Here is a 22,900-nt window from a genome sequence, read left to right on the forward strand (position 1 = left end):
GGACCCAACGGCTTCCCGCCCAACCCATCCTGACAGACTTCAAAGACACAGGGACCCATAGCCACAGGGAGAAGTTTGGCGAAGAGTCGTCGTCCGGTACTCCGACCATCCGCATCGATAGATTCCGCGGTATGGGTCCCGGCCTTCGCCGGGACGACGATGCAGAGGTCGGCGTACCCTCGCCTACAAAGGCTCCGCCTCAAGCTCCGCGCTGCTGCGTTCCTCGTCCGAGACCACGCTGATGTTCACCTCCATGACATCGAAAGCGTCCTGCGTGCCGATATAGATGCCGTGCAGCGGGATGGCCTGACGCGGGTCGCGGGCGACCGCGACGCGGATGAGGTCGCGGGTGCCGACGATGCCGTTGGTGGGATCGAACTCGATCCAGCCCGCGCTCGGCAGATAGACCTGCACCCAGGCATGAGTCGAGCCGCCGCCGACATGGTGCTGCGCGATGTCTTCGGGCACGAAGATGTAGCCGGAGACGAAGCGCGCGGCGATGCCGAGACGGCGCAGCGCCTCGATCATGAACAGCGCGTAGTCGCGGCAGGTGCCGGTGCCCAACCGCAAGGTGTCGAACGGGGTCTGCGTACCGGGTTCGTGACGCCTTTGGTAGTTGAACTGCTTGCGGATGGCGTGTGTGATGCGGCTCAGCAGCAAAAAGCTCGGCGCCGGCGCATCTTCATCGAAAAAACCGCGTACCCACTCCGCGATCCTGCCGCCGGGATCGGGATATTGCGGCGTGATGTACTGGACGAGATCCGGCAATTCCGCGTCGTCATAGACGAAAGGATAGAAGTAAGCGGGATCGTCCGGCGTCAGCGCGAACTCTTCCACCGGATTGTGCTCGACGGTGACGTGCCAGTCGAAGATCAGACGGTCCGCGCGCGCGTCGAAATCAACAATCGCCACCGAATTGCCGAACACGTCGTGGATCCAGCGCAGCGACATCGGCTGCGGCGAGATCATGAGCCTGGAGTCAAGCACGCGCAGATCATGGCCGTCGCTTGGGCGCAGCATGAACCTGTGTTCGCCGAAGGCCACGGGACGATTGTAGCGATATTCGGTCTTGTGGTGAATCGTCAGCAGCGGCATCGTCAGCAGATCATGGTGATTTTGGGCAGACCCATTGTGAATGATTCTTTGCCCAATTTCCGGGGCGACTGCTTTTTCCATAGGCAATCAGGATGGCTTTCAACACAGCCGAGGCGACGGATCAACTCCTGGGACAAGGCGATATTCCGCCAGTGCATGAGGTGAATGCAGAAGGCACATCGCCCTTCCTGCTCACATCGGACCATTACGGCCGCATTCTGCCGCGTGCGCTCGGCGATCTCGGTGTATCGGAAGGCGAGCTAATGCGGCACATCGCCTGGGACATCGGCATCGCCGGCGTCGCCGATCGGCTTGCAAACATGCTTAACGCGCATCTCGTCGCGCAGCGCTATTCGCGCCTCGTGATCGACTGCAACCGGTCGCCCGGCGTCGCAAGCTCGATCCCCGTGATATCGGAGGCGACCACCATCCCGCGCAACGAGGGCATTTCCGACAGCGAGCGCGCGGCGCGGCGGCGCGAGATCTTTGAGCCCTATCATCATCGCATCGACGCGGTGATCGACAGCCGGATACATGCCAGGCGGCCGACCGTGCTGGTATCGCTGCACAGCTTCACGCCTGTGTACGCAGGCGTCGCGCGACCCTGGCACATCGGCGCGCTGTACAACCGCGACACCGTGCTGCCGCAGATGTTGCTGAAGCATCTGCGCGCCGAGGGCGATCTCGTCGTCGGCGACAACGAGCCCTATGCGGTGAGCGATCTCAGCGACTACACCATCCCCGTGCACGGCGAGGCTCGCGGCCTCGTCAACACCGGCATCGAGATCCGCCAGGACCTGATCGCAGATCAATCCGGCCAGCAGCAATGGGCGGAGCGGCTGGCAAGGATCTTCGCGGAGATCGAGATGGAGTTGAAGCCGGAGCTGTTGACAAGGTGAGGTGTCGCCACGACACGCGGTGTGTTCCCTCCCCCCTTGCGGGGGAGGGTTAGGGAGAGGGGTACCACACGGGGACTCTCTCATTGCGGCGCGCGCGGCTTTCGACGACGCATAAACCTTTTGCTTGGCTACCCCTCTCCCCCGCCCTCCCCCGCAAGGGGGGAGGGAGCGCAGCGGAGTATGCGGCCCAGGATTTAGCTCAACCGCCCCGTGTCGCGACGAACAGCGCGAGCGCGGCAAAAATCGCGGCGATGCCCCACAGCACATAGGCGATGCGACCGTCGCCGCGGGCATCGAGCGTCGCCTCGGCCGGGTTGTCGGGATTGACGTGGACCTCCACGGTCGCGCCGTCCTGGTAGCGCGACATCAGCTTCTCCAGCATCTTGTTGGAGGCCTGTGGCGTGCCCGCCGCGACCCGCGCGCATTCATTGGTATAGCGGACATTCTGGTAGCTGTAGGTGTAGGTCACGCGCTTGCCGAACATCTCGGCACCGCGGGCTTCGCCGGGCTCGCTCGCCTCGTGGTATTCTTCCATCTCCGACAGCTTGATCGTGCCCGGCACCACCGGCCAGCGCGTCGCCATCGAGGCCTGCCGCCGCACCGCCCAGGCCATCAGCGCGATGACCAGGCCGAACGCGCCGAAGCCCACGACCATGCCCGCCAAATCAGGCCGGCCGATGTGATGCGCGAGCCAGGCGTAGCTCTGGTTGAGGCCGAACGCCGAGCCGAAGATGATGGCGACCACAATCGCCGAGCCGATGCCGAGACAGCCCCACAGGCCCTTCGGCAGGTCGCGCTCCAGCACGGCCTGATCGGGATGGCGCGGATTGTAGTAGACCATGACGATGCTGCCGGCGGGGTATTTCGCGAGCTTCTCGGCCACCTGGAAATTGCCGAGGTCCTCGCCGATCGAGATGCGGTTGCAGCTCAGTTTCCGGCCGCTCACCGAATATTCGTAAGCGACATTGGCGAAGTTGCGGCTCTCCATGCGGTAGCCGTCCTCGCGCTCGTCGTCGGACACCCTGACCTCGCGCACCTCCGCGACTGACGTGACGACCTTGCCTGATACCTGCGGCCAGCTCCGTGCCTCACGGGCCTGCCAGGTCTTCACAATGGCGGCAATCAGGATCAGCGCGAGCGGCGCGAGCAGCATCGCGTAGACGAGCGGGGGCAAATTCGGCACGGCAATATCCTTCGTCGGCGGCAATGCTTCCTTGGACGCACCGCCACGGACGAAGGTTCAACCGGCAGGCTCGCTTGCTTTACGTCTTGCTCACTTGGCCCGGATCAGCGCCAGCCAGATGCCGCCGCCGATCATGAAGCCGCCCGACACGCGCGACACCATGCGGGTGCGGCGTGCCGAGAAAAAGCCGCGGACCTGACCGGCAAGCAGCGCGTAGATTCCGTCGGTCAAGCCGGCAAGCACCATGAAGGTGATTCCGAGCACCAGGACCTGCGACAGGTGATCCTTGCTCATGTCCATGAACTGCGGAATGAACGCGCCGAAGAACACCAGCAGCTTCGGGTTCGACAGCGCGACCACAAAGCCCTGCAACAGAAAGCCTCCGCGAGGGGGCGGCGGCGGCTCGTCAGCGGAGACGCCCTCGACCGGAGAGCGGATCAGCTTGATGCCGAGCCAGACCAGATAGGCCGCACCTGCAAAGCGAACCCAGTTGAACCAATAGCCCATCGTCGCCATCAGCGTGGTGAGGCCGATCGCAAGGACGCCGATCACGATCAACAGCCCTATCTGCACGCCGAGAATGTTGGTCAGTGCCGAGCGCGTGCCGTAGCGCAGACCATTGGCGATGACGAGGGTGACGATCGGTCCCGGCAGCAGCGCCAGCGCAATGCAGGCGGCGACGAAGGCGAGATAGGCTTGCATGGACATCATGGGGAGGACTCGGCTTGGGGCGTTTGTGGGTATTAATGCATGGCACTTACTTTCCGTCCAGCGCCGCCGTCACCCACGTTTTCATCTGCGGTGTCTCCAGGAATGCGAGCGCGGCATGCTGCATCGCGCTGGCGTCGCCCCGCCCCTGCGCCGCCGCGACGAAGAGATCGCAGCGGCGCGAGAGCGCAACGCCGACCGCGGCGTGGCTCGCACCGTCAGAGATCGCGAGATCATAGCGACGCGCACGTCCGTGCATCTCGCCGACACGCACCGCCTCGCCCGGCGCGGTCGCCGTAAAGCGTGGGGTGATCAGATCGATATCGGCAACGCGATCGACCTCGTCGTCATCGGCGACGCCGCGATCGCAATTGCAGAAGCCGCGCTTGGCGCGGATATAGAGCTCGGCGCCGTCGCAGCCACCGCCCTCGCAGCGAAACGCGCGACCCGCGGGCCAGCCGTCGCGCGGGAACGGCCAGGCGAGTTCGCGCCAATGCGCTGATGCCGGCGCGGGCGACGGCGCCAGCTGATAGGCCCCGACGCCGGATACGCCGAGCGCGGCAAGCACGAGCGCGATCGTCGCCGCGCGCCGCATCGTCAGTTCTTCGGCAGGCCGGCGACGGCGCGTGCCGGCCCGGTCAGCTCCAGGATATGCAGGCCGGTGTTGGCGCGGTCGACGATGTAGATGTAGCCACGGTCGTCGGTCTCGACATTGTTGGTCTGGATCGCGACCTTGCAGCGTTCGCCGCCTTCGACGGGAATGCAGCGCTTGTCAGTCGCCTGCGTGATCGCCGGGATGAAATAGCCGACTTCCTTGGGATGATAGGGATCGCGAATGTCGAGCGCGCGCACCCCGGCATTGAAGAAGGCGATGAAGGCCATCTTCTTGTAGTAGACCGGCGCCATGCTCTCGTTCGAGGAATGCGAGCCGAAGCGGCCGCCGCGCTGGCAGAACTGCCCGCCCGCCTCCGGCACGGTGTAGCTCGAGATCATCATCGGCCGCGCTTCGGTGGTGACGTCGGCGAACCACACCATCTGACGCGCCTCGCCGCATTCGTTCAGGATCGCCTCGTCGACGATCATGACGATGTCGCGGGTCTTGCCGTCCTTGTCCTCGGCGAATTCGGCGACGGGCATGTCGAGCATGGGGAATGTGGTGTGCGCGCCGTTGAACGCGGACATCGGCATCCGCGAGATCTCGGGAAAGCGCAGATTGTCCGGCGTCGGCTCCTTCGGCCCGGTCAGAAGCTTCTCGCGATCGACGATCTGCAAAATGCCGCCCTTGTTGGTGCCGTAACCGAAATAGACGCGGTTGCCGTTGGGCCCGGTCGAGATCGGCCCGTGCAGTTCGGTCGGCACCGCGCCGGTCGATCCGGGCTCCTGGCCGGGCAGGCCGAAGTCGCGGATTTTCTGCGGATGGGCGGGATCGGAGAGATCGTAGATCTGTGTCATGCGCCGCGTGCGCCAGTCCGGCGCGCCCGAGACGAGATAGGCAATGCCGGTGTCGCACTCCCACCAGTTCTTGTGCGTGTCCTTCAGTCCGCCGATGCGCGTGATCAGCACGGGATTGGCGGGATCGGCGACATTCCAGATCTCATGCGCCTCACTGCCAAAGGTGCGCAGCATGTAGACCGCATTGGGATCACCCTTCGGCAAGGTCTTGCCGTCGCACACGCGCACCATCTGCGCGCCACCGGATTCATACTTGCCCTCCTGCCCCGGCAGATGCCTGAGATATTTGGGATGCGCGGGATCGGTGACGTCGACGATCGAGGTCCCGTTCGGCTCCGCCTGGCCCGTCATCGGATTGACGGGCGCCGGCACGTCATCGGTGCCGCCGTGGTGGCCGATATAGGCGATCCAGCGGTCGCCCTGGTGATGGATGGTCGGCTGATAGGCGCTGCGCGCCTGCAAATCGTTGGTGCCCACCAGCTTCATGTTGGACGCCTCAGGCGGCGCACCGATGGTCTGCTTCTGGGCGTGAACAAAATTGCTGCCAGCGAAAAGGACGAGGGCGGCAGCAGTCAGGACGCAACGGAACATCAAAGTCCTCCCGGAACCAATCTGCGTTGGCTGAGATTCAACGCTAGCACAGCCGCTCGCGCGCGCCAAAGACATCATCTTGACATGCAACCATTTGGTTGCCTATTATCGTCGCCATGGATGAGGTCTTCAAAGCGCTCGCCGATGCGTCGCGACGGTCGCTGCTGGACAGGCTTCACGCCAGGAACGGCCAGACCTTGAACGAGCTTTGCGAAGGCCTGGAGATGACGCGCCAGGCGGTGACAAAACACCTGGTCATCCTGGAAGAGGCCAATCTGGTCACGACCATCAAGCATGGCCGCGAGAAGTTGCATTATCTCAATCCTTTGCCGATCCATCAGATCGGCGAGCGCTGGATCAGGAAATTCGAGCGCGGCAGGCTCGCCGCACTCAGCGAGTTGAAACGCCAGTTGGAGAAGCGTGATGAGTAAGCCGCAATTCGTCTATGTCACCTACATCGAGACCACGCCGGAAAAGCTGTGGGAGGCGCTGACGTCGAGCGCGTTCACGCGGCAATACTGGTTCGGCGCCGAGGTTCGCTCCGACTGGACGGTCGGCTCACCCTTCGCGTTGACGCTGGACGGCGAGGTCACCGATTCCGGCGAAATCCTCGAGGCCGATCCGCCGCGCCGCCTCTCCTACAGCTTCAAGCACCTGAAATACGAGGAACTTCGCGACGAGCCGATCTCGCGCGTCGTGTTCACGCTCGAACCATTTGGCTCGCTCGTGCGTTTGACCGTGCTGCATGACGGTTTCGTCGAGGGTGGAAAATATCTCGGCGCTGTCTCCAATGGCTGGCCGGCGATCCTGTCCCAGCTCAAGAGCCTGCTCGAGACCGGCAAACTGCTCGGCATTCCGCGCGCGGCGCTCAACAAGGGGTTCGACGCAAAATGAATCTCGATCAATTCAAGCCGCTGACGGTCTACACCATCTACATCGCAGCGACGCCGGAAAAGGTGTGGGAAGCGCTGACCTCGGCCGAGTTCAGCAAGCAATACTTCTTCGGCAATGCCGTGGAGGTCGAGCCGCGGCTCGGCGGCACATTCATCGTACGCACGCCTGACGGCGCGCTGCATATCAGCGGCGAGGTGCTCGCCTACGATCCGCCCCGCAAGCTCGCCGTGACATTCAACGTCAACTGGCCCGAGCTGATCGAGAAGTTGGGACCGACTCTCGTCACCTACGAGATCGAGCAGGCCGGCGACGCGGTGCGGCTCACCATGAGCGAAGGCCACGATCGCCCGCTCAGCGATGATATTCTCGCCGGCGGTCGCTCGGGCTGGCCCGCGATCCTGTCCAGCCTCAAGAGCCTGCTCGAGACCGGCAAGCCGCTGGTGGTCAAGATGGGCCCGCCACAGCGGATGCTGGATGCGCTGAAGGCGATGGGGATCAAGACACCGTAGCACCAACTTCCGCTGTCGTCCCGGCGAAGGCCGGCAACTGTTATGTCGGCCCGGTCTGAAGGTAGGGCTTCCTGTCGCGCATCATGGCGTTGAGGACGGTTAGGAGCTTCCTGGCGACGGCAATGAGAGCGAGCTTGGCTGGTTTGCCGGCCTGTCGCAGTCGTGCGTAGAAGGCCTTGAACGGATCGGCCCGGCGAACCGCGTTGAGGGCAGCCATGTAGAGGGCGTCACGAACGCGCTTTCGACCGCCGGCGATCTTGCGTTTGCCACGGAAGACGCCGCTGTCGACGTTGAAGGGGGCAAGGCCCGCGAGTGCCGCGATCTGTTTTGCACCAACACGTCCGAGTTCCGGCATCTTCGAGATGAACTGCATGCAAGCCACGGGACCCACACCCGGAAGCGAGCGGATCAACTTTGCATCGTCCGCGATCTCCGGCTCGGCCTTGGTCAGCGCCTTGATGTCGGCTTCGATCTCGGCAACTTCGCCGTCGAGAACCTCGATAAGGCGGCTGATCCGTTCGGCCATGGCGCGGTCGTCAGCCTCGCTGCGCCGGTTCTTCTCCTGCGCGCGCATGAGAACCAGCTGATCCCGCCGTTTTGCAAGCCTCGACAAGGCGTTGCGGGCGGGATTGGCGGCCTGCTCGGTTGCCGGCTGCATGACCCGGCCAAAAGCCGCCAGCATCCGTGCATCGATCGGGTCGGTTTTGGCAAGTTGGCCGCTGGCCCGCGCAAAATCGCGAGCTCGAGCCGGATTGATCCGGGCGAAGCGGACACCGGCCTGGCCCAGGGCCTCGCGAAGCGCAAGGTCATAGGTACCCGTGGCCTCGAAGACGATCAGCGCATCGCATCGCCAACGCGCCACCTGCTGTGTGATGGCCTGTGCCGCGTTGGCGATACGCCTGGGCACACCGTCAGCTTCATCAAAGATATCGAGATGCTTTTTGGAGACGTCGATTCCGACGTAACGAAGAGGTATGATCACGGTGCCTGTCCCTGTGATGCGAGGTCTGTTGCCGCAGCCTCGTGCAACTGTTCAGGTTGGTAATGGAACGGGCGGGAGGCCGAGCCGGCTCACGGCGTCAAGCGCCAAGGACCCAACGGCTTCCCGCCCAACCCATCCTGACAGACTTCAAAGACACAGGGACCCATAACCACAAGATTGAGTTTAGCGGACACTCGTCGTTCGGTACTCCGACCGTTCGCAATCGATAGATCCCGCGGTATGGGTCCCGGCCTTCGCCGGGACGACACCGAGGTTACGGCACCGGCACCACCAGCCGCCGATAAAGATGCCACGTCGCATGCCCGAGCACGGGCAGCGTCACCACCAACCCGAGAAAATACGGCAGCGCCGAGACGATCAACAGCATCACGATCACCGCCGCCCAGCCGATCATCGGCAGCGGGCTGGTCACCACCGCGCGCACACTCGTCACCATGGCCGTGACGAAATCGACCTCGCGATCGAGCAGCAGCGGAAATGACACCACAGTCAGCGAAAACAGAATCAGCGACAGCGCCGCCCCCACCGCGTTGCCGATCGCGAGGAACAGCAGGCCCTCGTTCGTGGTCAGCACCACCGTCATGAATTCCTGCAAGCTCGAGAACGAGGCGTGCAGGCCGAGCAGCAGCGCGATCAGAAGCCGGACCTGGTACATCCAGATCACGAACACGAACAGCGTGACGAAGGCCATCCAGCCGATCTCGCTGCGCGAGCGTATCGCCGACCAGATCGCTCCGAAAGAGATCGGCTCGCCGCGCTCGCGGCGGCGGCTCACCTCATAGAGCGCGATTGCCACGAATGGCCCGATCAGCGCAAAGCCGGCGGCCAGGGGATAAACCAGATAGATCATGCCGAAGGCGGTGAGGCAGAGCATGATGGAGATGCCGCCGGCAGCATAAAGCGCGCCGAAGCAAAGTCCGTAAAGCGGCAGCGCCTGGAAATCGCGCAGGCCCTCGACCAGCGCCTCGGCGATGTCGGTCGCCGCGACGGGACGCACCACCGGATCGACCTTGCCCGAGATGGACATCAGCTCCCTCCGCAAAAGCGCAATCTTCCGTCGCGCTCAAACCGCGATATTAGCGCCGCTGCGTACACACGCAACTTGACGCCCGATAACGGGATGATTGTGGCGACGCCGCAATGCACGCGCAGCGAAATCTTGACCATCGGTACGATTTTCCAGCCGATGGCTATGGACTGCGCAGACGATCGTGCCGCAGATTGTACCTCCAAACAAATACGCGCGAAGAGCGGACCCGCCCCCACCGATGAGCCTGCGTACCCGGTTACTGATCCTCGTCATCGCGGCCATGCTGGTGCCGGCATGCCTCGTTGGCTTGCGCTTCGTGCAGAATCGCACCAGCGAGATCAACGCGGCCCTGGCCAATCTGGCCGCGTCCGCCGACGATATTGCAAGCGATCTGGAAGAGAAGATTCAGGGCACCGCCCAGCTTCATTACGGCCTCGCCCGTGCCCGCGACCTCGACACGCGCGACAAGGCGGCATGCTCTGCGTTCCTGTCCGATGTGCGCGAAGAGTACCCGCAGTTCACCGGCATTTTGACCATCGATCCCGATGGCAGTCTGTTCTGCGACTCGCTCCGGACCAACCGTACGCTCGATCTGAACGATCGCGCCTATTTCAGGCAAGCGAAGGTCTCGCAGGGTGTCGTCGCGGTCGAGCCGGTGTTCGGCCGCCTGACCGGGCTATCGGTGCTCCAGATCGCCTACCCCGTGCGATCCGATGCCGGCGTGCTGAAATTCGTGCTGCTCGCTTCGTTCAACCTGAACAAATTCGCGGAATTTCACGACAAGCGTTTGCTCGCCGAAAAGGAGATCCTGTTCGTCGACAGCAAGGGCACGGTGCTGGTCGCACCGAGGGGAGGTGACTGGAGCGAGCCCGTCGGCGCTTCAATCGCCGGTTCCGACTTGTTCCGCTTCGCTGTAACACCCGATGGCCAGGCGTCCCGCGAGGTGACCGATCGCGAGGGCCGCACGCAAGTCTGGGCCGTCGCGCGCTCGCCGTCGATCCGCAAGGCCGGCCTCTATGTCATGGTCGGACGCTCCAAGGACGGACTGGTCGCGGCAGCGAACCGCCGGCTCTACGAAGACATGGCGATCCTCGCGGTGGCCTCGCTGTTGCTGCTCGCCGGCATCTGGATCCTTGCGACCGTCGGCGTCGGGCGCCAGGTCGGACGGCTCGCCGCAATGGCAAAGCGGCTCGGGCTTGGCGATCTCAGCGCGCGCATTCCGCCGCCGCATCCGAGCGGCGAGCTGGGTGGATTGATGGCCCTGCTCAACGGCACCGCCGAGTCGCTGGAGCAGCAACGCGCGGCCATCGCTGACCTCAGCCACAAGCTCAGCCAGTCCCAGAAAATGGAGGCCATGGGCCAGCTCACCGGCGGCGTGGCGCACGATTTCAACAATCTCCTCACCGTCATTCTCGGCAACTCCGAGCATCTGGCCGACCGGCTGGCGGGCAACAAGGAATTGCAGCGGATCGCCGGCGATATCGCGACCGCCGCCGAGCGCGGCTCCGACCTGACACGCAGCCTGCTCGCCTTCGCGCGCAAGCAGCCGCTCCGGCCAAGAGAGATCGACATTGCCGAGAAAGTCGTCGGCATGGAGCAGCTGTTGCGCCGGTCGCTCGGCGAGCACATCGAGTGCAGCTTCGCGTTTGGAACGGATCTATGGCTGACCAGTGTCGATCCCGGCCAGTTGGCAACCGCCCTGCTCAACCTCGTGCTCAACGCGCGCGATGCGATGCCCGACGGCGGCAGATTGACGGTCGAGGTACGCAACAACTCGCTCGGCCCATCCGACCTCGACGTCAACGGCGAGCCGCGCCCCGGCGACTACGTCATGGTGGCCGTGACCGATACCGGCAGCGGTATGGAAGCCGACGTCGCCAGCCGCGCGTTCGAGCCGTTTTTCACCACCAAGGAGGTCGGCAAGGGCACCGGCCTCGGCCTGAGCATGGTCTACGGGTTTGCGCAGCAGTCCGGCGGACTCGTACAGTTGCAGTCCGAGCCGGGGCAAGGCAGCGTCGTGAGGCTGTTCTTCCCCCGTATCGCCTCCGTGTCGAACGAGGACCCGGCTCCCGCAGAACAGATCATCGCCCCCGACGGAAGCGAGACCGTTCTCGTGGTCGAGGACGACGACATGGTGCGGGCCTATGTCGAGAGCGAACTGAGGACGCTCGGCTATCGCGTCATCGCGACGTCGAACGGGCCGGCGGCGCTGGACGTGCTGCGCCAGCCCGGCGATATCCATCTGCTGTTCACCGACGTCGTGATGCCTGGTGGCATGTTCGGACCGGAGCTTGCGCGGCAGGCAACCGCGTTGAGGCCCGATCTCAAGGTGCTCTTCACCTCCGGCTATAGCCAAAATCCGGTCAAGACGCCCGACGGGGTCGACGCCCGCATTCTGACCAAGCCGTTCAAGCGGCAGGATCTTGCCGCGATGCTGCGGTCCGCCCTGTCGGCGCCGACGCGCTAGCGGGACACCAGCAGCACCGCCACGCCGAGATTGGCCGCGAACAGCGCCGCATCGATGACGAAGATCCTGAGCATCGGGCCTTTCAGCACGGGCCAGTAAGCCACGCCGACGCGGCCGCCGCGCATCAGCACCGGAAGGTTATAGGCGAATTGGCTGAAGTGGCAGGCCGCAAAGAACAGGAACAGCGCCAGCTGCGCCTCGACCGGCTGGAAGAAGAGTGGGCGCGCGGCCAGCAGATAGAGCGAGAGTAGGCCGATCGGCAGATTGATCCCGCCGAGAAACGCCACGCTGGCCGCCAAGGTCGGCGCGATGGGATTGCTGCGCTCCTCGCGCGGCAGGAGGATCTTCAGCGTGTTGGCTTGCGCGATGCTGAACTGGATGAAGGCGCCACCGAACCAGAGCGCATTGAGGAGCAGGACAAAATCCGAGAGGTGCATGATCATTTTCCGTAGAAGGCTTCGCTGCGCATCACGCGACCCGCATCGTCGAAATCCATGAACTCGCTGGCTCTGACATCGCCGAGCTGCCACCACACCGTCAGGCGCTTGATCCCCTCGTCCCAGCTCCAGCTCAAGATCTTCAGGTCCGCGCTTTGGATGTGACCATAGGCCTCACGCCAATAGGCGCGGATACTCTCGGCACCCGTGACAATTGGCGAACCGGTCAGCGACAGCGCCAGAGGACTGCGCATCTCCGCATCGTCGGCGAAATGCGCGACGACGGCGTCGATATCGACCTTGCACCAGTTTGCGCACCACGCCGCGACAAAGCCTTCGGCGGCGGCACGATCCATTGTCTGTGCGCCCATGACGCGGCCCTCCCCCGGTTCGTTGCCGGGAAAGTGGCAAAGCTCGCGGCTCATGTCAACTATATTGACTTGACGGCCTGTCAGTTGTTGTCGGCGATCGTCTCCATGACCGCCATCCATGCCGCCGCGCCTCGCGTCCCGACCCGATCGAACGCCTCGCGCATCACCTTGCGTTCGTGGCCGGACGCGGTTTGCTCAATGCGTTTCCCGGCTTCGGTCAGCCGCAAGAGCTTCGAGCGATGCTGCTCGGGCGACCGCTGCGATGTCACAAGCTTGCGCTCCAGCAACAGATTGAGCGGCCGGTTCAGGGCCTGCTTGGAAATGCCGAGGATTTCGATCAGCGATCCGATGGCGATGTCGGGTTGACGCGCCACCACGTAGAGGATGCGATGGTGCGAGCGCGACAGGCCCTGCTTGGCGAGATAGTCGTCGGCCTCGAGCGTCATCCCGCGCCAGCCGTAATACATCAGCTCCAGCGCCGCATCGAGATCGTGCAGCTTGGTAAGGGAGGCGCGGTGCAGCCCCGCGGCTTGAGACGTCTTTGGCATTCCTGGAAGCTACCCCCTCGCCCGCAGCTCACGCCGCAGCACCTTGCCGGTCGCCGTCATCGGCAAGGTCTCGGCGAATTCGACGAAGCGCGGATATTCATGCGCCGCAAGCTGCACTTTCACGAATTCCTGGATCTCGCGCGCGAGCGTATCGCCCGCCGCAAAACCCGGGCGCAGCACGATCCAGGCCTTGATCGATTCCGTCCGGATCGGATCGGGAATGCCGACCACGGCAGCCATCGCCACCGACGGATGCTTCATCAGCGTGTGCTCGATTTCGGACGGGCCGACGCGGTAGCCGGCGGTGGTGATGACGTCGTCCTCGCGGCTGACATACCAGAAATAACCGTCTTCGTCCTGCACGCCGAGATCGCCGGTGAGCAGAAACTCGCCGGCATATTTCTTCGCCGTCGCCTCGGGATTGCGCCAGTATTCGAGCATGGTCACGGGGCATGGCTGGCGCACGCCGATGATGCCGCGCTGCCCGTGTGGCTGCTCCTCGCCCTTGTCATTGACGATACGGACATCAAAACCCGGCGTCGCCTTGCCCATCGAGCCCGGGCGGATCGGAAACAGGTTCGCATTGCTGCCGATCACCAGATTGCACTCGGTCTGGCCGAACACTTCATGGGCGTCGATGCCAAAGGTCTCGCGCACCCAGCCGAGCAACTCACCGCCGAGCGATTCGCCGCCGGTAAAAATGCTGCGCAGCTTGACGCCCGCATGTTTCACGCCGGCCTGCCGCATCAGCTTCAGCGCGGTCGGCGGCAGGAAGACGTTGCGCACGCCGAGATCGGCCATCATCTGCATCGCCGCCTGCGGCTCGAATTTTCGCGCCCGATGGCCGACCAGCGGGATGCCGTGATACCAGAACGCGAACAGGCCGTTGACGAGACCGCCGATCCAGGCCCAGTCCGCCGGCGTCCACATGAGGTCGCCGGGCCGCGGCAGGAAGTTGTGGCACATCTCGACATTGGGGAGATGGCCGAGCACGACGCGATGCGCATGCAACGCGCCCTTCGGATTGCCTGTCGTGCCCGAGGTGTAGATGATCAGTGCGGGATCGTCGGGGGAGGTGTCGACGGTCGCGAAGTCCTCGGACGCGGTTTCGATCGCCGACCAGAATGGCTTGGCGCCGGCGTGGACGGCACCGCTCGTGACATAGATGTCCTGCAGATAAGGCAGCCGATCGCGGATCTTCGTGAGCTTCTCCCAGCCCGCCTCATCCGTGATGATCGCCTTCGCTTGCGAATTCGCCAGGCGGAATTCCAGCGCGTCCTCACCGAACAGCGCGAAGAGCGGAATCGAGATCAGGCCGGCGCGGAACGCCGCCATATGCACGATCGGCAGCTCCAGCGATTGCGACAGGAACACCGCAACGCGGTCGCCGCGCGTGAGCCCGTCCGCCGTCAGCACATTGGCGAAACGGCGCGACATCTCCGCGATCTCATCGAAGGAGGTGCGTGTGGTGGCGCCGCTCTCATCGACATAGACCAGCGCGAGACGACCGGTGCCGTCGGCATGACGATCGCAGCACGCCTCCGCCATGTTGAAGCGCGCCGGGATGTCCCAGCGGAAGTTGCGGATGAGTTCGTCGTAGGTTGCGGCTTCCGTGAGCATGGGCTTGATCCTACCGCACGGTCGCGAAGAACTTGCGGACATCGCGCACGAACAGCTCCGGCTGCTCGAATGCGGCGAAATGCCCGCCCTTCTCCATCTCGCTCCAGTGGGTGATGTTGGAAAAATTCGGCTCCATCCAGCGCCGCACCGGCGTGATGATCTCCTTGGGGAACACCGCAACACCGGTCGGCACCTTCACGGCCGGCGTCGTCCGGCGCTTGCCGAAGCTCTCCCAATAGAGCCGCGCCGAGGAGGTCGCCGTCTCCGTCGTCCAGTAGAGCATGACGTTGTCGAGCAGCTCGTCCTTGTCAAAGATGTTTTCGGGGTGGCCGTCGCAATCGGTCCAGGCCCAGAATTTCTCCAGGATCCAGGCCGCCTGCCCACTCGGCGAATCCGTCAAGCCGTAGCCCAGCGTCTGCGGCCGCGTCGATTGCTGCTTGGAGTAGCCGGAGTCGAGATCGACGTAATGCTTGAGCCCCGCAAGCGCGCGCTTCTCTTCCACCGTCGGCTCCCCCTCAACCTTCGGCGCGGCGTTGAACGCGAGCGTGATGTGGATGCCGGCGCAATGCTCCGGGTCCTGCCCACCGAGCGAGGTCGTCACCGCCGAGCCCCAGTCGCCGCCTTGCGCGCCGTAACGCGCGTAACCCAACCGGTCCATCAGCTTCGCCCAGGTCGCCGCGATGCGGTCGACGCCCCAGCCGGTGGTTTTGGGTTTGGCCGAGAAGCCGAAGCCCGGCAGCGAGGGGCAGATCACATGGAAGGCGTCCGCGGGATTGCCGCCATGCGCGGCGGGATCGGTGAGCGGCGCGATCACCTTCTGGAATTCGACGATCGAGCCGGGCCAGCCATGGGTGATGATCAGCGGCAGCGCGGCCGGCTCTTTCGAGCGGACATGCAGGAAGTGGATGTCTAGCCCGTCGATCTCGGTGGTGAACTGGTCGAAGCGATTGAGTTTTGCTTCGCGCGCCCGCCAGTCGTAGCCATCCGCCCAATAGGCGCAGATCTCCCGGATCCATTTCAGCGGCGAGCCCTGGCTCCAATCATCAACCAGTTCCGCTTCCGGCCAGCGCGTACGGGCGAGACGTGATTTGAGGTCGGCGAGAATGTCGTCGCTGATCGCGATGCGAAACGGTTTGATGGCGCCGGTCATCGGTTGCCTCCCGATTGTTTCTGTCGGGAGAGAGTAGACCGGATCGCCACAACAACAAAGGTGCCCATCCTCCCCTGGAGGGGGAGGATCGGTTCGCATGGAGCGAAGCGCAATGCGAACCGAGGTGGGGTGATCTTTCCACACGAGCGGTACCCGAGTGGAGAGATCACCCCACCCCGCTCGCGCTTCGCGCATTCGACCCACGAGCGAGTTCCGCTCGTCTCGGACCCCTCCAGGGGAGGGTAAGAGGCTAGCCCGACAGTGCCGACTTCACGAGACCAGATGCCTTGCCAAAGTCCATCTGGCCGGCGTACTTTGCCCGCAACGCGGCGATCACCTTGCCCATGTCCTTCATGCCGGCGGCACCGGTTTCGCTGATGGCGTCCGCGATCGCCTTCTTCACCTCGTCGTCCGACATCTGCTTCGGCAAGTACGCCGAGATGACCGCGATCTCTTCGCGCTCCTGGGCTGCGAGCTCGGCACGGCCGCCCTTGTCGTAGAGCTCGACCGACTCCTGGCGCTGCTTGATCATCTTCTGGAAGACGCCGAGCAGATCGGCGTCCGACAGCGGCGGCTTGCCGTTGCCGCGCGCTTCGATATCGGCATTCTTGATGGTCGAATTGACCATGCGCAGCGTGGACAGCTTGCGCTCGTCCTTGGCCTTCATGGCCTCCTTGACCGCATTGTTGATGTCGTCGCGCAGCATGATGGTGATCCCTTCGAGTATCCGACGCCTGATCTAGGCCGTTCGCGCCCCTGACACAACCGGAGTTCCCAGCCATTCGGCCAGCGCCCGCGTGGTCGCCTCGGGCTGCTCCGGCTGCGGCAGATGTCCGCAATTGGCCAGAACGACGAGCTTCGCGCCGACAATGCCCTCCGCCATCTCCTTCGAGAAGGCGTTGGGAATGGTGTTGTCCTGATCGCCCGTCAGCACCAGCGTCGGGCATTTGATCGCCGCCAATGTGGGGCATGAATCCACCCGCGCGATGATCGCGCTCTGTTGCCGCAGATAGCCTTCGACGCCGACGTCGTCGCCCTGCTCATGCACGAGTTGACGTAGGCTGAGATCGTCACGGCGCGAAGGATGCACCAATTCCGGAAACATCTCCTCGCGCGCGGCGCGCAACTCGCCGCGCTTGGCGCGCTCCATCAGGCCAAGACGGCGCGCGGTCGCCTCCGGCGTATCAGGCCGCGCCTGGGTGTTGATCAGGGCGAGCTTCGCCACCCGCTCGGGGGCCTGGCGCATGATCTCCAGCGCGATGTAACCGCCCATCGAATGGCCCGCGAGCGCGAAGCGCGGCGGGGCCTCGCTCAGCACGCGAGCGGCGATCGCAGCCATGCTGTCGTCGCGGATATGGTTGGCAACCATCACGGGGCCAAAGCGCCAGAGCGCGGGGATCACGGGCGCATAGATGCGGGCCGAGGAAGCCAGCCCCGGAACCAGTAGAAGCGGGGTGGTCTGGTCCATTATTGCCTCGCAAGCCCAGGAATTTGCCGGAAATTATTCCGCCAAGCTTAAGTGCCTGAGGAGACCTGTCAAATATGCAAAAACGCATGTGAATCCGCCGTTTCCCGCTTTGACGGGCGCGCTTCGGGGGCTTATGAAGCGGGCTCATGACACAACATGAAAACGATAACGCTTGGCCGGACCATAAACCGACCGCGCTCCTCGTGCTCGCCGATGGCACGGTGCTCGAAGGCTTTGGTCTCGGCGCCGAAGGCCAGGCCGTCGGTGAAGTCTGCTTCAACACCGCGATGACCGGCTATGAAGAGATCCTCACCGATCCCTCCTATGCCGGGCAGCTCATCACCTTCACCTTCCCGCATATCGGCAACGTCGGCACCAACGACGAAGACATCGAGACGGTGAACATGGCCGCGACGCCCGGCGCGCGTGGCGTGATCCTGCGCACCGCGATCACCGATCCCTCGAATTACCGCGCCACCAAGCACCTCGACCAGTGGCTGAAGGCGCGTGGCATCATCGGCCTCTCCGGCATCGACACCCGCGCGCTGACCGCGCTGATCCGTTCGAAGGGCATGCCCAACGCCGTGATCGCACACGCCAAGGACGGCGAGTTCGATCTGCATGGGCTGAAGGAAGAAGCGCGCGAATGGCCCGGCCTCGAGGGCATGGACCTCGTGCCGATGGTCACCTCGGGCCAGCGTTTCACCTGGGACGAGACGCCGTGGCTGTGGGACAAGGGTTTTGGCCGGCAGGACAACCCTGAATTCAACGTCGTCGCCATCGACTACGGCATCAAGCGCAACATCCTGCGCCTGCTCGCCGGCGTCGGCTGCAAGGTGACGGTGGTGCCGGCAACGACCTCGTCCGAAGACATTCTGGCGATGAAGCCGGACGGCGTGTTTCTGTCGAACGGCCCGGGAGATCCGGCCGCGACCGGGAAATACGCGGTGCCCGTGATCCAGGACGTGATCAAGTCGGGGACGCCGACCTTCGGAATTTGTCTCGGTCACCAGATGCTCGGCCTCGCCGTCGGCGCGAAGACCAAGAAGATGCATCAGGGCCATCACGGGGCCAATCATCCCGTGAAGGACGAGACCACCGGCAAGGTCGAGATCACCTCGATGAACCACGGTTTTGCGGTGGACGAGAACACGCTGCCGAAGGGCGCGACGCAGACCCACATCTCGCTGTTCGACGGCTCCAATTGCGGCATCCAGCTCGACGGCAGGCCGGTGTTCTCGGTGCAGTACCATCCCGAGGCGTCGCCGGGTCCGCGCGACTCGCACTATCTGTTCCAGCGCTTTGCCGATCTGATGCGGCAGAAGAAGAGCGCGTAAGGCGCGCTCGACATTGCTTCGTGACATCAGGCCCGGGTTCGTCCCGGGCCTTTTTGCTGTTCCGAGAACCGGGAACACCACCGAATTTCTCTCGTTGAACCTGCTACGCTCACGCAGGAGCCCTGCCATGTCCGTCGTCCGCGACTATGCCGAGCCGCTCGCCATCGTCTTCAGGGATGACGGGCTGGTGCCGAACAACATCCTCCCCTTCCTGGTTTACCAGGGCGCGGTGACGCTCGATCCGAAGCGCCCTGAGGAGACCATCGAAAACCTGTTCGAAACCAACAATTGGGGCGGCACCTGGCGCAACGGCGTCTACGATTACCTGCACTACCACGCGACGGTGCATGAGGTGCTCGGCGTCGCGCGCGGCCATGCCCGCGTTCGTTTCGGCGGCGATCACGGCCAGGAGCTGGACATCAAGGCCGGCGATATCGCGATCCTGCCGGCCGGCACGGGACATCAGCGCATCAATGCGAGCGACGATTTCTGCGTGATCGGCGCCTATCCGCCGGGCTCGCGGATGGAGGTCACGCGGGCCACGCCGGAGAACCACGCCAAGGCGTTGAAGACGATTCCGAACGTCGCACGGCCGCCAGCCGATCCGGTCACGGGCAAGCACGGCGCGTTGATGCGGCTGTGGCGGTAGTTACCGGCGACGGTGCCGCAGGGTGGGCAAAGGCGCATTTGCGCCGTGCCCACGATCTCTCAATGATTGATACGAGACGTGGGCACGCTTCGCTTTGCCCACCCTGCGGAGGTTCGGCTTAAGCCTCGTTGCCGCCTTCCTGGCGGGTGGCTTCGAACAGGAACCAGGTCCGGCGCTCGGTCTCGTCGATGAAGTTTTCGAGGATGCTGGCGCTGGCGACGTCGCCGGCGTCGTCGCAGACCTCGTGCGCTTTGCGCATTGCGGCCGCGACATGCTTGTTGTCCTGCATCAGCTCGCGCAGCATTTCGCGCGGCGGGACGTAGTCCTCGTTGTTGTCCTTGATGGTCTGGAGCTTTGCGATCTGGCCGATCGACTTCACCGTGGTGCCGCCGATCTTGCGGACGCGCTCGGCGAGCTGGTCGGTGGTGGCAAAAATCTGGTCCGACTGCTCGTCGAGCAGCAGGTGATAATCGCGGAAATGCCGGCCGCTGATATGCCAGTGGAAATTCTTGGTCTTCAGGTACAGCGCGAACGCATCGGCCAGAAGCACGTTGAGCGCCTCCGAGACCTTGTTGACCGCCTGGGGCTGCAGATCGGTGGGGGTGTCGAGGTCGGGCGAGACCTTGCTGGGGGCTTTGCTCACGGGAAACCTTCCTGTTAGGACGCGGACATTGACGGCGCGCCGTCGCACCCCTAACGCAAGGCGGGCAGCGCGGTTCCTAGATAGGAACCGCCGGGCGGGATACCATGGACGATTGGATCGATTATTACGACTCGACGCATACGATCTATGTCAGCAAGCTGCATCGCGATTTGCACTTCCAGATCATCGCGCGGGACATCATCGGCTACATCACCTCGCCCGACGCGACCGTGCTGGATTATGCCTGCGGCGAGGCGCTGTCGGCGAGCCAGGTGGCGGCGGCCTGCGGCCAGCTGATCCTGGCCGAACCCGCGCCCGGCGTGCGCGGCCGGCTGATCGCGCGGTTTGCGCCGAATACAAAAATCCGTGTTCGGTCACTCGACGACGTCCGCAAGATGCAGGATCAGTCGATCGATCTCGTCGTGATGAACTCGGTCGCGCAATACATGACGGCGGAGGAGTTCGATGCCGCACTCATCAATGTCAGGCGCATCCTGAAGCCGTCCGGCAAGCTGGTGCTCGGCGATATCCTGCAGCCCCATGTCGGCATGGGCCGCGACGTCACGGCGCTGCTCTCCTTCGGCCTGCGCCACGGCTTCCTGAAGGACGCACTGATCGGGCTCGTCAGCACCGCGCTGTCAGATTACCGTCATCTGCGCACGCGCATCGGGCTCAAGCGCTACAGCGAGGACGAGATCGCGGCCAAGCTGAAGGCAGCGGGCTTCGCAGGTCAGCGCGCCAACACCAATATCGGCCACAATCGCTGGCGCATGACTTTCATCGCGCGGCCGCCTTTGGTGCGTTAAGCATAACACTTGGCTGAGGTGGCTTGTCGCAGCTCGATCGGACATGATCGCCGCGGCCCGGTGGCGGAAGCGTCTACGCGAGAGCAGTGCATTGCTCTTCATCCTGGTTCAAATCCAGGCCGGGTCTCCACGCTTCGCCCCTGCGGGGCTACGCGTGGCGCAGCCACGCAAGGCCCGCAGGGGCGAAGCGTGTCCGGCGTAGCCGGAGCGAAGCGACGGCGAAGACGGACTGTCCGCCCAAAGACTTCAATCCACCTTCACGACTTCGCACGTCGCACTCAGCTGAAGCCTGTCCGCATCCTTCGCCGCTGACTTGAGCACGGCGTCAAGCAGGCCGGGAAAGCGTGCCTCGAGATCCTCGCGACGGAGCCGCATGAAGCGGTTGGTGCCCGCGATTCGCGTCTGCATCAGCCCGCAATCGCGCAGCTTTGCGAAGTGATAGGTGAGGTTCGACTTGCCGGAGAGGCCGTTGAAGTCGCCGCAGCAAAGCTCGCTGCTGACACGTTCCTGCTGGGCGAGCTGATACACGATCGCCAACCGGATCGGATCGCTCAGACAATCCAGAATCAGGGGCAGCTCGATCTGTTCGCGCGTGGGATGGGGAGGCGTGCGGCTCATGATCCCTGAATCATAGCGATGCGATCACAATGTTCAATAGTTCTTGAACCAATTGACTCCTGAATCGCCATCTTCGATAGTTCAATAAACATTGAACATAGGGACTACTAGCAATGAGCGTATTCTGGCTGGCCCTGGGGGCCTTTGCGATTGGCACCGAAGGCTTTGTGATTGCTGGGCTTTTGCCGTCGATCGCCAGCGACCTCTCGATTTCGGTCTCGGCCGCCGGCCAATTGGTCACCGCCTACGCCCTCACCTACGCCGTGGGCTCGCCGATCCTGGCGGTGACGCTGAACAATATCGACCGCCGCACCGTGCTGGCGCTCGCGCTCTTGACCTTCATCGCCGGAAACCTCGCCGCAATGGTCGCCTCCAATTACGCCGTACTGCTGGCCTCGCGCATGCTGATGGCGCTGGGTTCCGGGCTGTGTATGCCGACGGCGCTGGCGGTGTCCGTGGCGGTCGCCTCGCCGGAACGGCGCGGCCGCGCGGTGGCGCTCGTCACCTCGGGCCTCACCGTCGCGACCGTCATCGGCGTGCCCCTCGGCAATCTCGTCGGCAGCTGGTTCGGCTGGCGCGCGACTTTCGCCATGGTCGCAATGATCGGCGCCGTTGCACTCGCCGGCCTTCTGCTCGGCCTGCCTCGCGGGCTGCCGCGCAACACGGCCTCGCTCAGCGAAAGGCTTGCGGTCGCGCGTCACAGCAATGTCGTGATCGCGCTTCTGATCACGATTTTATGGGCGCTGGGCGGCTTCACCGTGTTCACCTATTTCGCGGTCCCGCTGCGCGGCCTCGGCTTCGACGCTTCGCAGATCAGCCTTGCCCTGCTGGTGTTCGGCGGCGCAGCCGCGATCGGCAACATGCTTGGCGGCGTCCTGGCCGACCGACTCGGCACGATGGCCACCGCGGCGCTCGGGCTCGCCGGCATGGCGAGCGCGCTGATCCTGCATTCGCTGGTCCTGAAGCTCCTGCCCGGACAGGCGCATTACGCGGTGCTTGGGGCGATCTTCCTCTGGGGCCTTTCGGGCTGGGCGTTCTATCCGGCCCAGATCGCCAGCATTATCCGGATCGAGCCGCAGGCCTCGATGATCGCGCTCTCGCTCAACGCCTCCGCCATGTATCTCGGCTTCGCCATCGGTGGCGCCCTGGGCGGGGCGGTGCTGGCCACCCTCTCGCCAAACGACCTCGGCTGGATCGGTGGAACGAGCGTTGCGGCCTCGCTTCTGGTGCATCTCGCCCGCGGCTGGCAGGCGCGGCCGAAACCCGTCAAAATTGCCGGTTGATGGGCGTTTTTCGGGGTTTCGCCGCCCCGAAAACTGGTCTAAGACCCACCCGCGCGCGAGGGAGACCAACGCGCTCTCGGCCACAGGGGACGCGCAGCAAGCGCGCCCTTTTTTTGTGCCCAAATTCCACTTCGGCGAG

At 64.0% G+C, this 22,900-nt stretch carries 25 protein-coding genes and 1 tRNA gene; 10 read left to right on the plus strand and 16 right to left on the minus strand.

The window, feature by feature from the left end:
• Nucleotides 1-183 precede the first annotated feature (183 nt).
• Nucleotides 184-1,095 (minus strand): transglutaminase family protein, encoded by a 912-nt coding sequence (locus QA645_RS36510; protein ID WP_283046013.1) that lies wholly within the window; start codon nt 1,093-1,095, stop codon nt 184-186.
• Between the two features lie 92 nt (nt 1,096-1,187).
• On the opposite strand from QA645_RS36510, the gene QA645_RS36515 reads away from it, so the two are divergent.
• Nucleotides 1,188-1,994 (plus strand): N-formylglutamate amidohydrolase, encoded by an 807-nt coding sequence (locus QA645_RS36515; protein ID WP_283046014.1) that lies wholly within the window; start codon nt 1,188-1,190, stop codon nt 1,992-1,994.
• Between the two features lie 199 nt (nt 1,995-2,193).
• Here the strand turns inward: QA645_RS36515 and QA645_RS36520 are convergent, their stop codons facing one another.
• The 4 genes from QA645_RS36520 to QA645_RS36535 all read right to left on the minus strand — a co-directional run bounded on the left by QA645_RS36520 (nt 2,194) and on the right by QA645_RS36535 (nt 5,928).
• A complete protein-coding gene (locus QA645_RS36520) occupies nt 2,194-3,177 on the minus strand; it encodes a DUF3592 domain-containing protein (RefSeq protein ID WP_283046015.1) in 984 nt (327 codons plus the stop codon).
• Between the two features lie 90 nt (nt 3,178-3,267).
• Complete coding sequence (locus tag QA645_RS36525) at nt 3,268-3,885, minus strand: LysE family translocator (RefSeq protein WP_254135539.1); 618 nt, start codon at nt 3,883-3,885, stop codon at nt 3,268-3,270.
• 49 nt (nt 3,886-3,934) lie between these two features.
• Entirely contained in the window at nt 3,935-4,480 is a 546-nt protein-coding gene (locus QA645_RS36530; protein ID WP_283046016.1) for a hypothetical protein, read from the minus strand.
• A 2-nt stretch (nt 4,481-4,482) separates the two neighbouring features.
• Nucleotides 4,483-5,928 carry a hypothetical protein gene (locus tag QA645_RS36535; RefSeq protein ID WP_283046017.1) on the minus strand — a complete coding sequence of 482 codons (1,446 nt, stop codon included), beginning with the start codon at nt 5,926-5,928 and terminating at the stop codon, nt 4,483-4,485.
• Between the two features lie 116 nt (nt 5,929-6,044).
• Between QA645_RS36535 and QA645_RS36540 the strand changes: the two genes are divergently transcribed.
• The 3 genes from QA645_RS36540 to QA645_RS36550 are packed head-to-tail and all read left to right on the plus strand — an operon-like array spanning nt 6,045 to nt 7,331.
• Nucleotides 6,045-6,359, plus strand: a complete 315-nt coding sequence (locus QA645_RS36540; protein ID WP_283046018.1) for a helix-turn-helix domain-containing protein — start codon at nt 6,045-6,047, stop codon at nt 6,357-6,359.
• On the plus strand, nt 6,352-6,822 hold the full coding sequence (locus QA645_RS36545; RefSeq protein WP_283046019.1) for an SRPBCC family protein: 471 nt from the start codon (nt 6,352-6,354) through the stop codon (nt 6,820-6,822). Before QA645_RS36540 ends, QA645_RS36545 begins: the two co-directional genes overlap by 8 nt.
• Nucleotides 6,819-7,331: an SRPBCC family protein gene (locus QA645_RS36550; RefSeq protein WP_283046020.1), complete on the plus strand. Its 513-nt coding sequence runs from the start codon at nt 6,819-6,821 to the stop codon at nt 7,329-7,331. Before QA645_RS36545 ends, QA645_RS36550 begins: the two co-directional genes overlap by 4 nt.
• A gap of 40 nt (nt 7,332-7,371) precedes the next feature.
• Here the strand turns inward: QA645_RS36550 and QA645_RS36555 are convergent, their stop codons facing one another.
• Together QA645_RS36555 and QA645_RS36560 are read right to left on the minus strand one after the other, a co-directional pair.
• A complete protein-coding gene (locus tag QA645_RS36555; protein WP_283046021.1) occupies nt 7,372-8,313 on the minus strand; it encodes an IS110 family transposase in 942 nt (313 codons plus the stop codon).
• A gap of 274 nt (nt 8,314-8,587) precedes the next feature.
• A complete protein-coding gene (locus QA645_RS36560) occupies nt 8,588-9,361 on the minus strand; it encodes a DUF2189 domain-containing protein (RefSeq protein ID WP_283046022.1) in 774 nt (257 codons plus the stop codon).
• Nucleotides 9,362-9,602: 241 nt separating this feature from the next.
• Here QA645_RS36560 and QA645_RS36565 point away from each other — a divergent pair, with 241 nt between their 5' ends.
• Nucleotides 9,603-11,831, plus strand: a complete 2,229-nt coding sequence (locus tag QA645_RS36565) for an ATP-binding protein (RefSeq protein WP_283046023.1) — start codon at nt 9,603-9,605, stop codon at nt 11,829-11,831.
• Here the strand turns inward: QA645_RS36565 and QA645_RS36570 are convergent.
• The 7 genes from QA645_RS36570 to QA645_RS36600 all read right to left on the minus strand — a co-directional run bounded on the left by QA645_RS36570 (nt 11,828) and on the right by QA645_RS36600 (nt 17,425).
• Nucleotides 11,828-12,268 (minus strand): hypothetical protein, encoded by a 441-nt coding sequence (locus QA645_RS36570; protein WP_254134286.1) that lies wholly within the window; start codon nt 12,266-12,268, stop codon nt 11,828-11,830. The genes QA645_RS36565 and QA645_RS36570 overlap by 4 nt on opposite strands.
• A 2-nt stretch (nt 12,269-12,270) precedes the next feature.
• Nucleotides 12,271-12,639 carry a nuclear transport factor 2 family protein gene (locus QA645_RS36575; protein WP_283046024.1) on the minus strand — a complete coding sequence of 123 codons (369 nt, stop codon included), beginning with the start codon at nt 12,637-12,639 and terminating at the stop codon, nt 12,271-12,273.
• 80 nt (nt 12,640-12,719) lie between these two features.
• A complete protein-coding gene (locus tag QA645_RS36580) occupies nt 12,720-13,187 on the minus strand; it encodes a MarR family transcriptional regulator (RefSeq protein ID WP_254195543.1) in 468 nt (155 codons plus the stop codon).
• A 9-nt stretch (nt 13,188-13,196) separates the two neighbouring features.
• Nucleotides 13,197-14,807: an acyl-CoA synthetase gene (locus QA645_RS36585; RefSeq protein ID WP_283046025.1), complete on the minus strand. Its 1,611-nt coding sequence runs from the start codon at nt 14,805-14,807 to the stop codon at nt 13,197-13,199.
• Between the two features lie 10 nt (nt 14,808-14,817).
• Nucleotides 14,818-15,957, minus strand: a complete 1,140-nt coding sequence (locus tag QA645_RS36590) for an epoxide hydrolase family protein (RefSeq protein WP_283046026.1) — start codon at nt 15,955-15,957, stop codon at nt 14,818-14,820.
• Between the two features lie 250 nt (nt 15,958-16,207).
• Nucleotides 16,208-16,663, minus strand: a complete 456-nt coding sequence (locus tag QA645_RS36595; protein ID WP_283046027.1) for a GatB/YqeY domain-containing protein — start codon at nt 16,661-16,663, stop codon at nt 16,208-16,210.
• Nucleotides 16,664-16,696: 33 nt separating this feature from the next.
• Nucleotides 16,697-17,425, minus strand: a complete 729-nt coding sequence (locus QA645_RS36600; RefSeq protein WP_283046028.1) for an alpha/beta hydrolase — start codon at nt 17,423-17,425, stop codon at nt 16,697-16,699.
• Nucleotides 17,426-17,571: 146 nt separating this feature from the next.
• On the opposite strand from QA645_RS36600, the gene carA reads away from it, so the two are divergent.
• Both carA and QA645_RS36610 read left to right on the plus strand, forming a co-directional pair.
• A complete protein-coding gene (carA, locus tag QA645_RS36605; protein WP_254195547.1) occupies nt 17,572-18,762 on the plus strand; it encodes a glutamine-hydrolyzing carbamoyl-phosphate synthase small subunit in 1,191 nt (396 codons plus the stop codon).
• A gap of 127 nt (nt 18,763-18,889) precedes the next feature.
• Nucleotides 18,890-19,411, plus strand: a complete 522-nt coding sequence (locus QA645_RS36610; protein ID WP_283046029.1) for a cupin domain-containing protein — start codon at nt 18,890-18,892, stop codon at nt 19,409-19,411.
• 118 nt (nt 19,412-19,529) lie between these two features.
• Here the strand turns inward: QA645_RS36610 and QA645_RS36615 are convergent, their stop codons facing one another.
• On the minus strand, nt 19,530-20,054 hold the full coding sequence (locus QA645_RS36615) for a DNA starvation/stationary phase protection protein (protein ID WP_254134295.1): 525 nt from the start codon (nt 20,052-20,054) through the stop codon (nt 19,530-19,532).
• Nucleotides 20,055-20,158: 104 nt separating this feature from the next.
• On the opposite strand from QA645_RS36615, the gene QA645_RS36620 reads away from it, so the two are divergent.
• Nucleotides 20,159-20,860, plus strand: a complete 702-nt coding sequence (locus QA645_RS36620) for a methyltransferase domain-containing protein (protein WP_283046030.1) — start codon at nt 20,159-20,161, stop codon at nt 20,858-20,860.
• A gap of 54 nt (nt 20,861-20,914) precedes the next feature.
• Nucleotides 20,915-20,990: transfer RNA gene (locus tag QA645_RS36625), tRNA-Ala, on the plus strand.
• Nucleotides 20,991-21,106: 116 nt separating this feature from the next.
• Here the strand turns inward: QA645_RS36625 and QA645_RS36630 are convergent.
• Nucleotides 21,107-21,478: a helix-turn-helix transcriptional regulator gene (locus QA645_RS36630; protein ID WP_283046031.1), complete on the minus strand. Its 372-nt coding sequence runs from the start codon at nt 21,476-21,478 to the stop codon at nt 21,107-21,109.
• A 113-nt stretch (nt 21,479-21,591) separates the two neighbouring features.
• Here QA645_RS36630 and QA645_RS36635 point away from each other — a divergent pair, with 113 nt between their 5' ends.
• On the plus strand, nt 21,592-22,761 hold the full coding sequence (locus tag QA645_RS36635; protein ID WP_254195552.1) for an MFS transporter: 1,170 nt from the start codon (nt 21,592-21,594) through the stop codon (nt 22,759-22,761).
• The last annotated feature ends 139 nt before the right edge of the window (nt 22,762-22,900 follow it).

It is taken from the genome of Bradyrhizobium sp. CIAT3101 (genome assembly GCF_029714945.1).
Classification (GTDB): Bacteria; Pseudomonadota; Alphaproteobacteria; order Rhizobiales; family Xanthobacteraceae; genus Bradyrhizobium.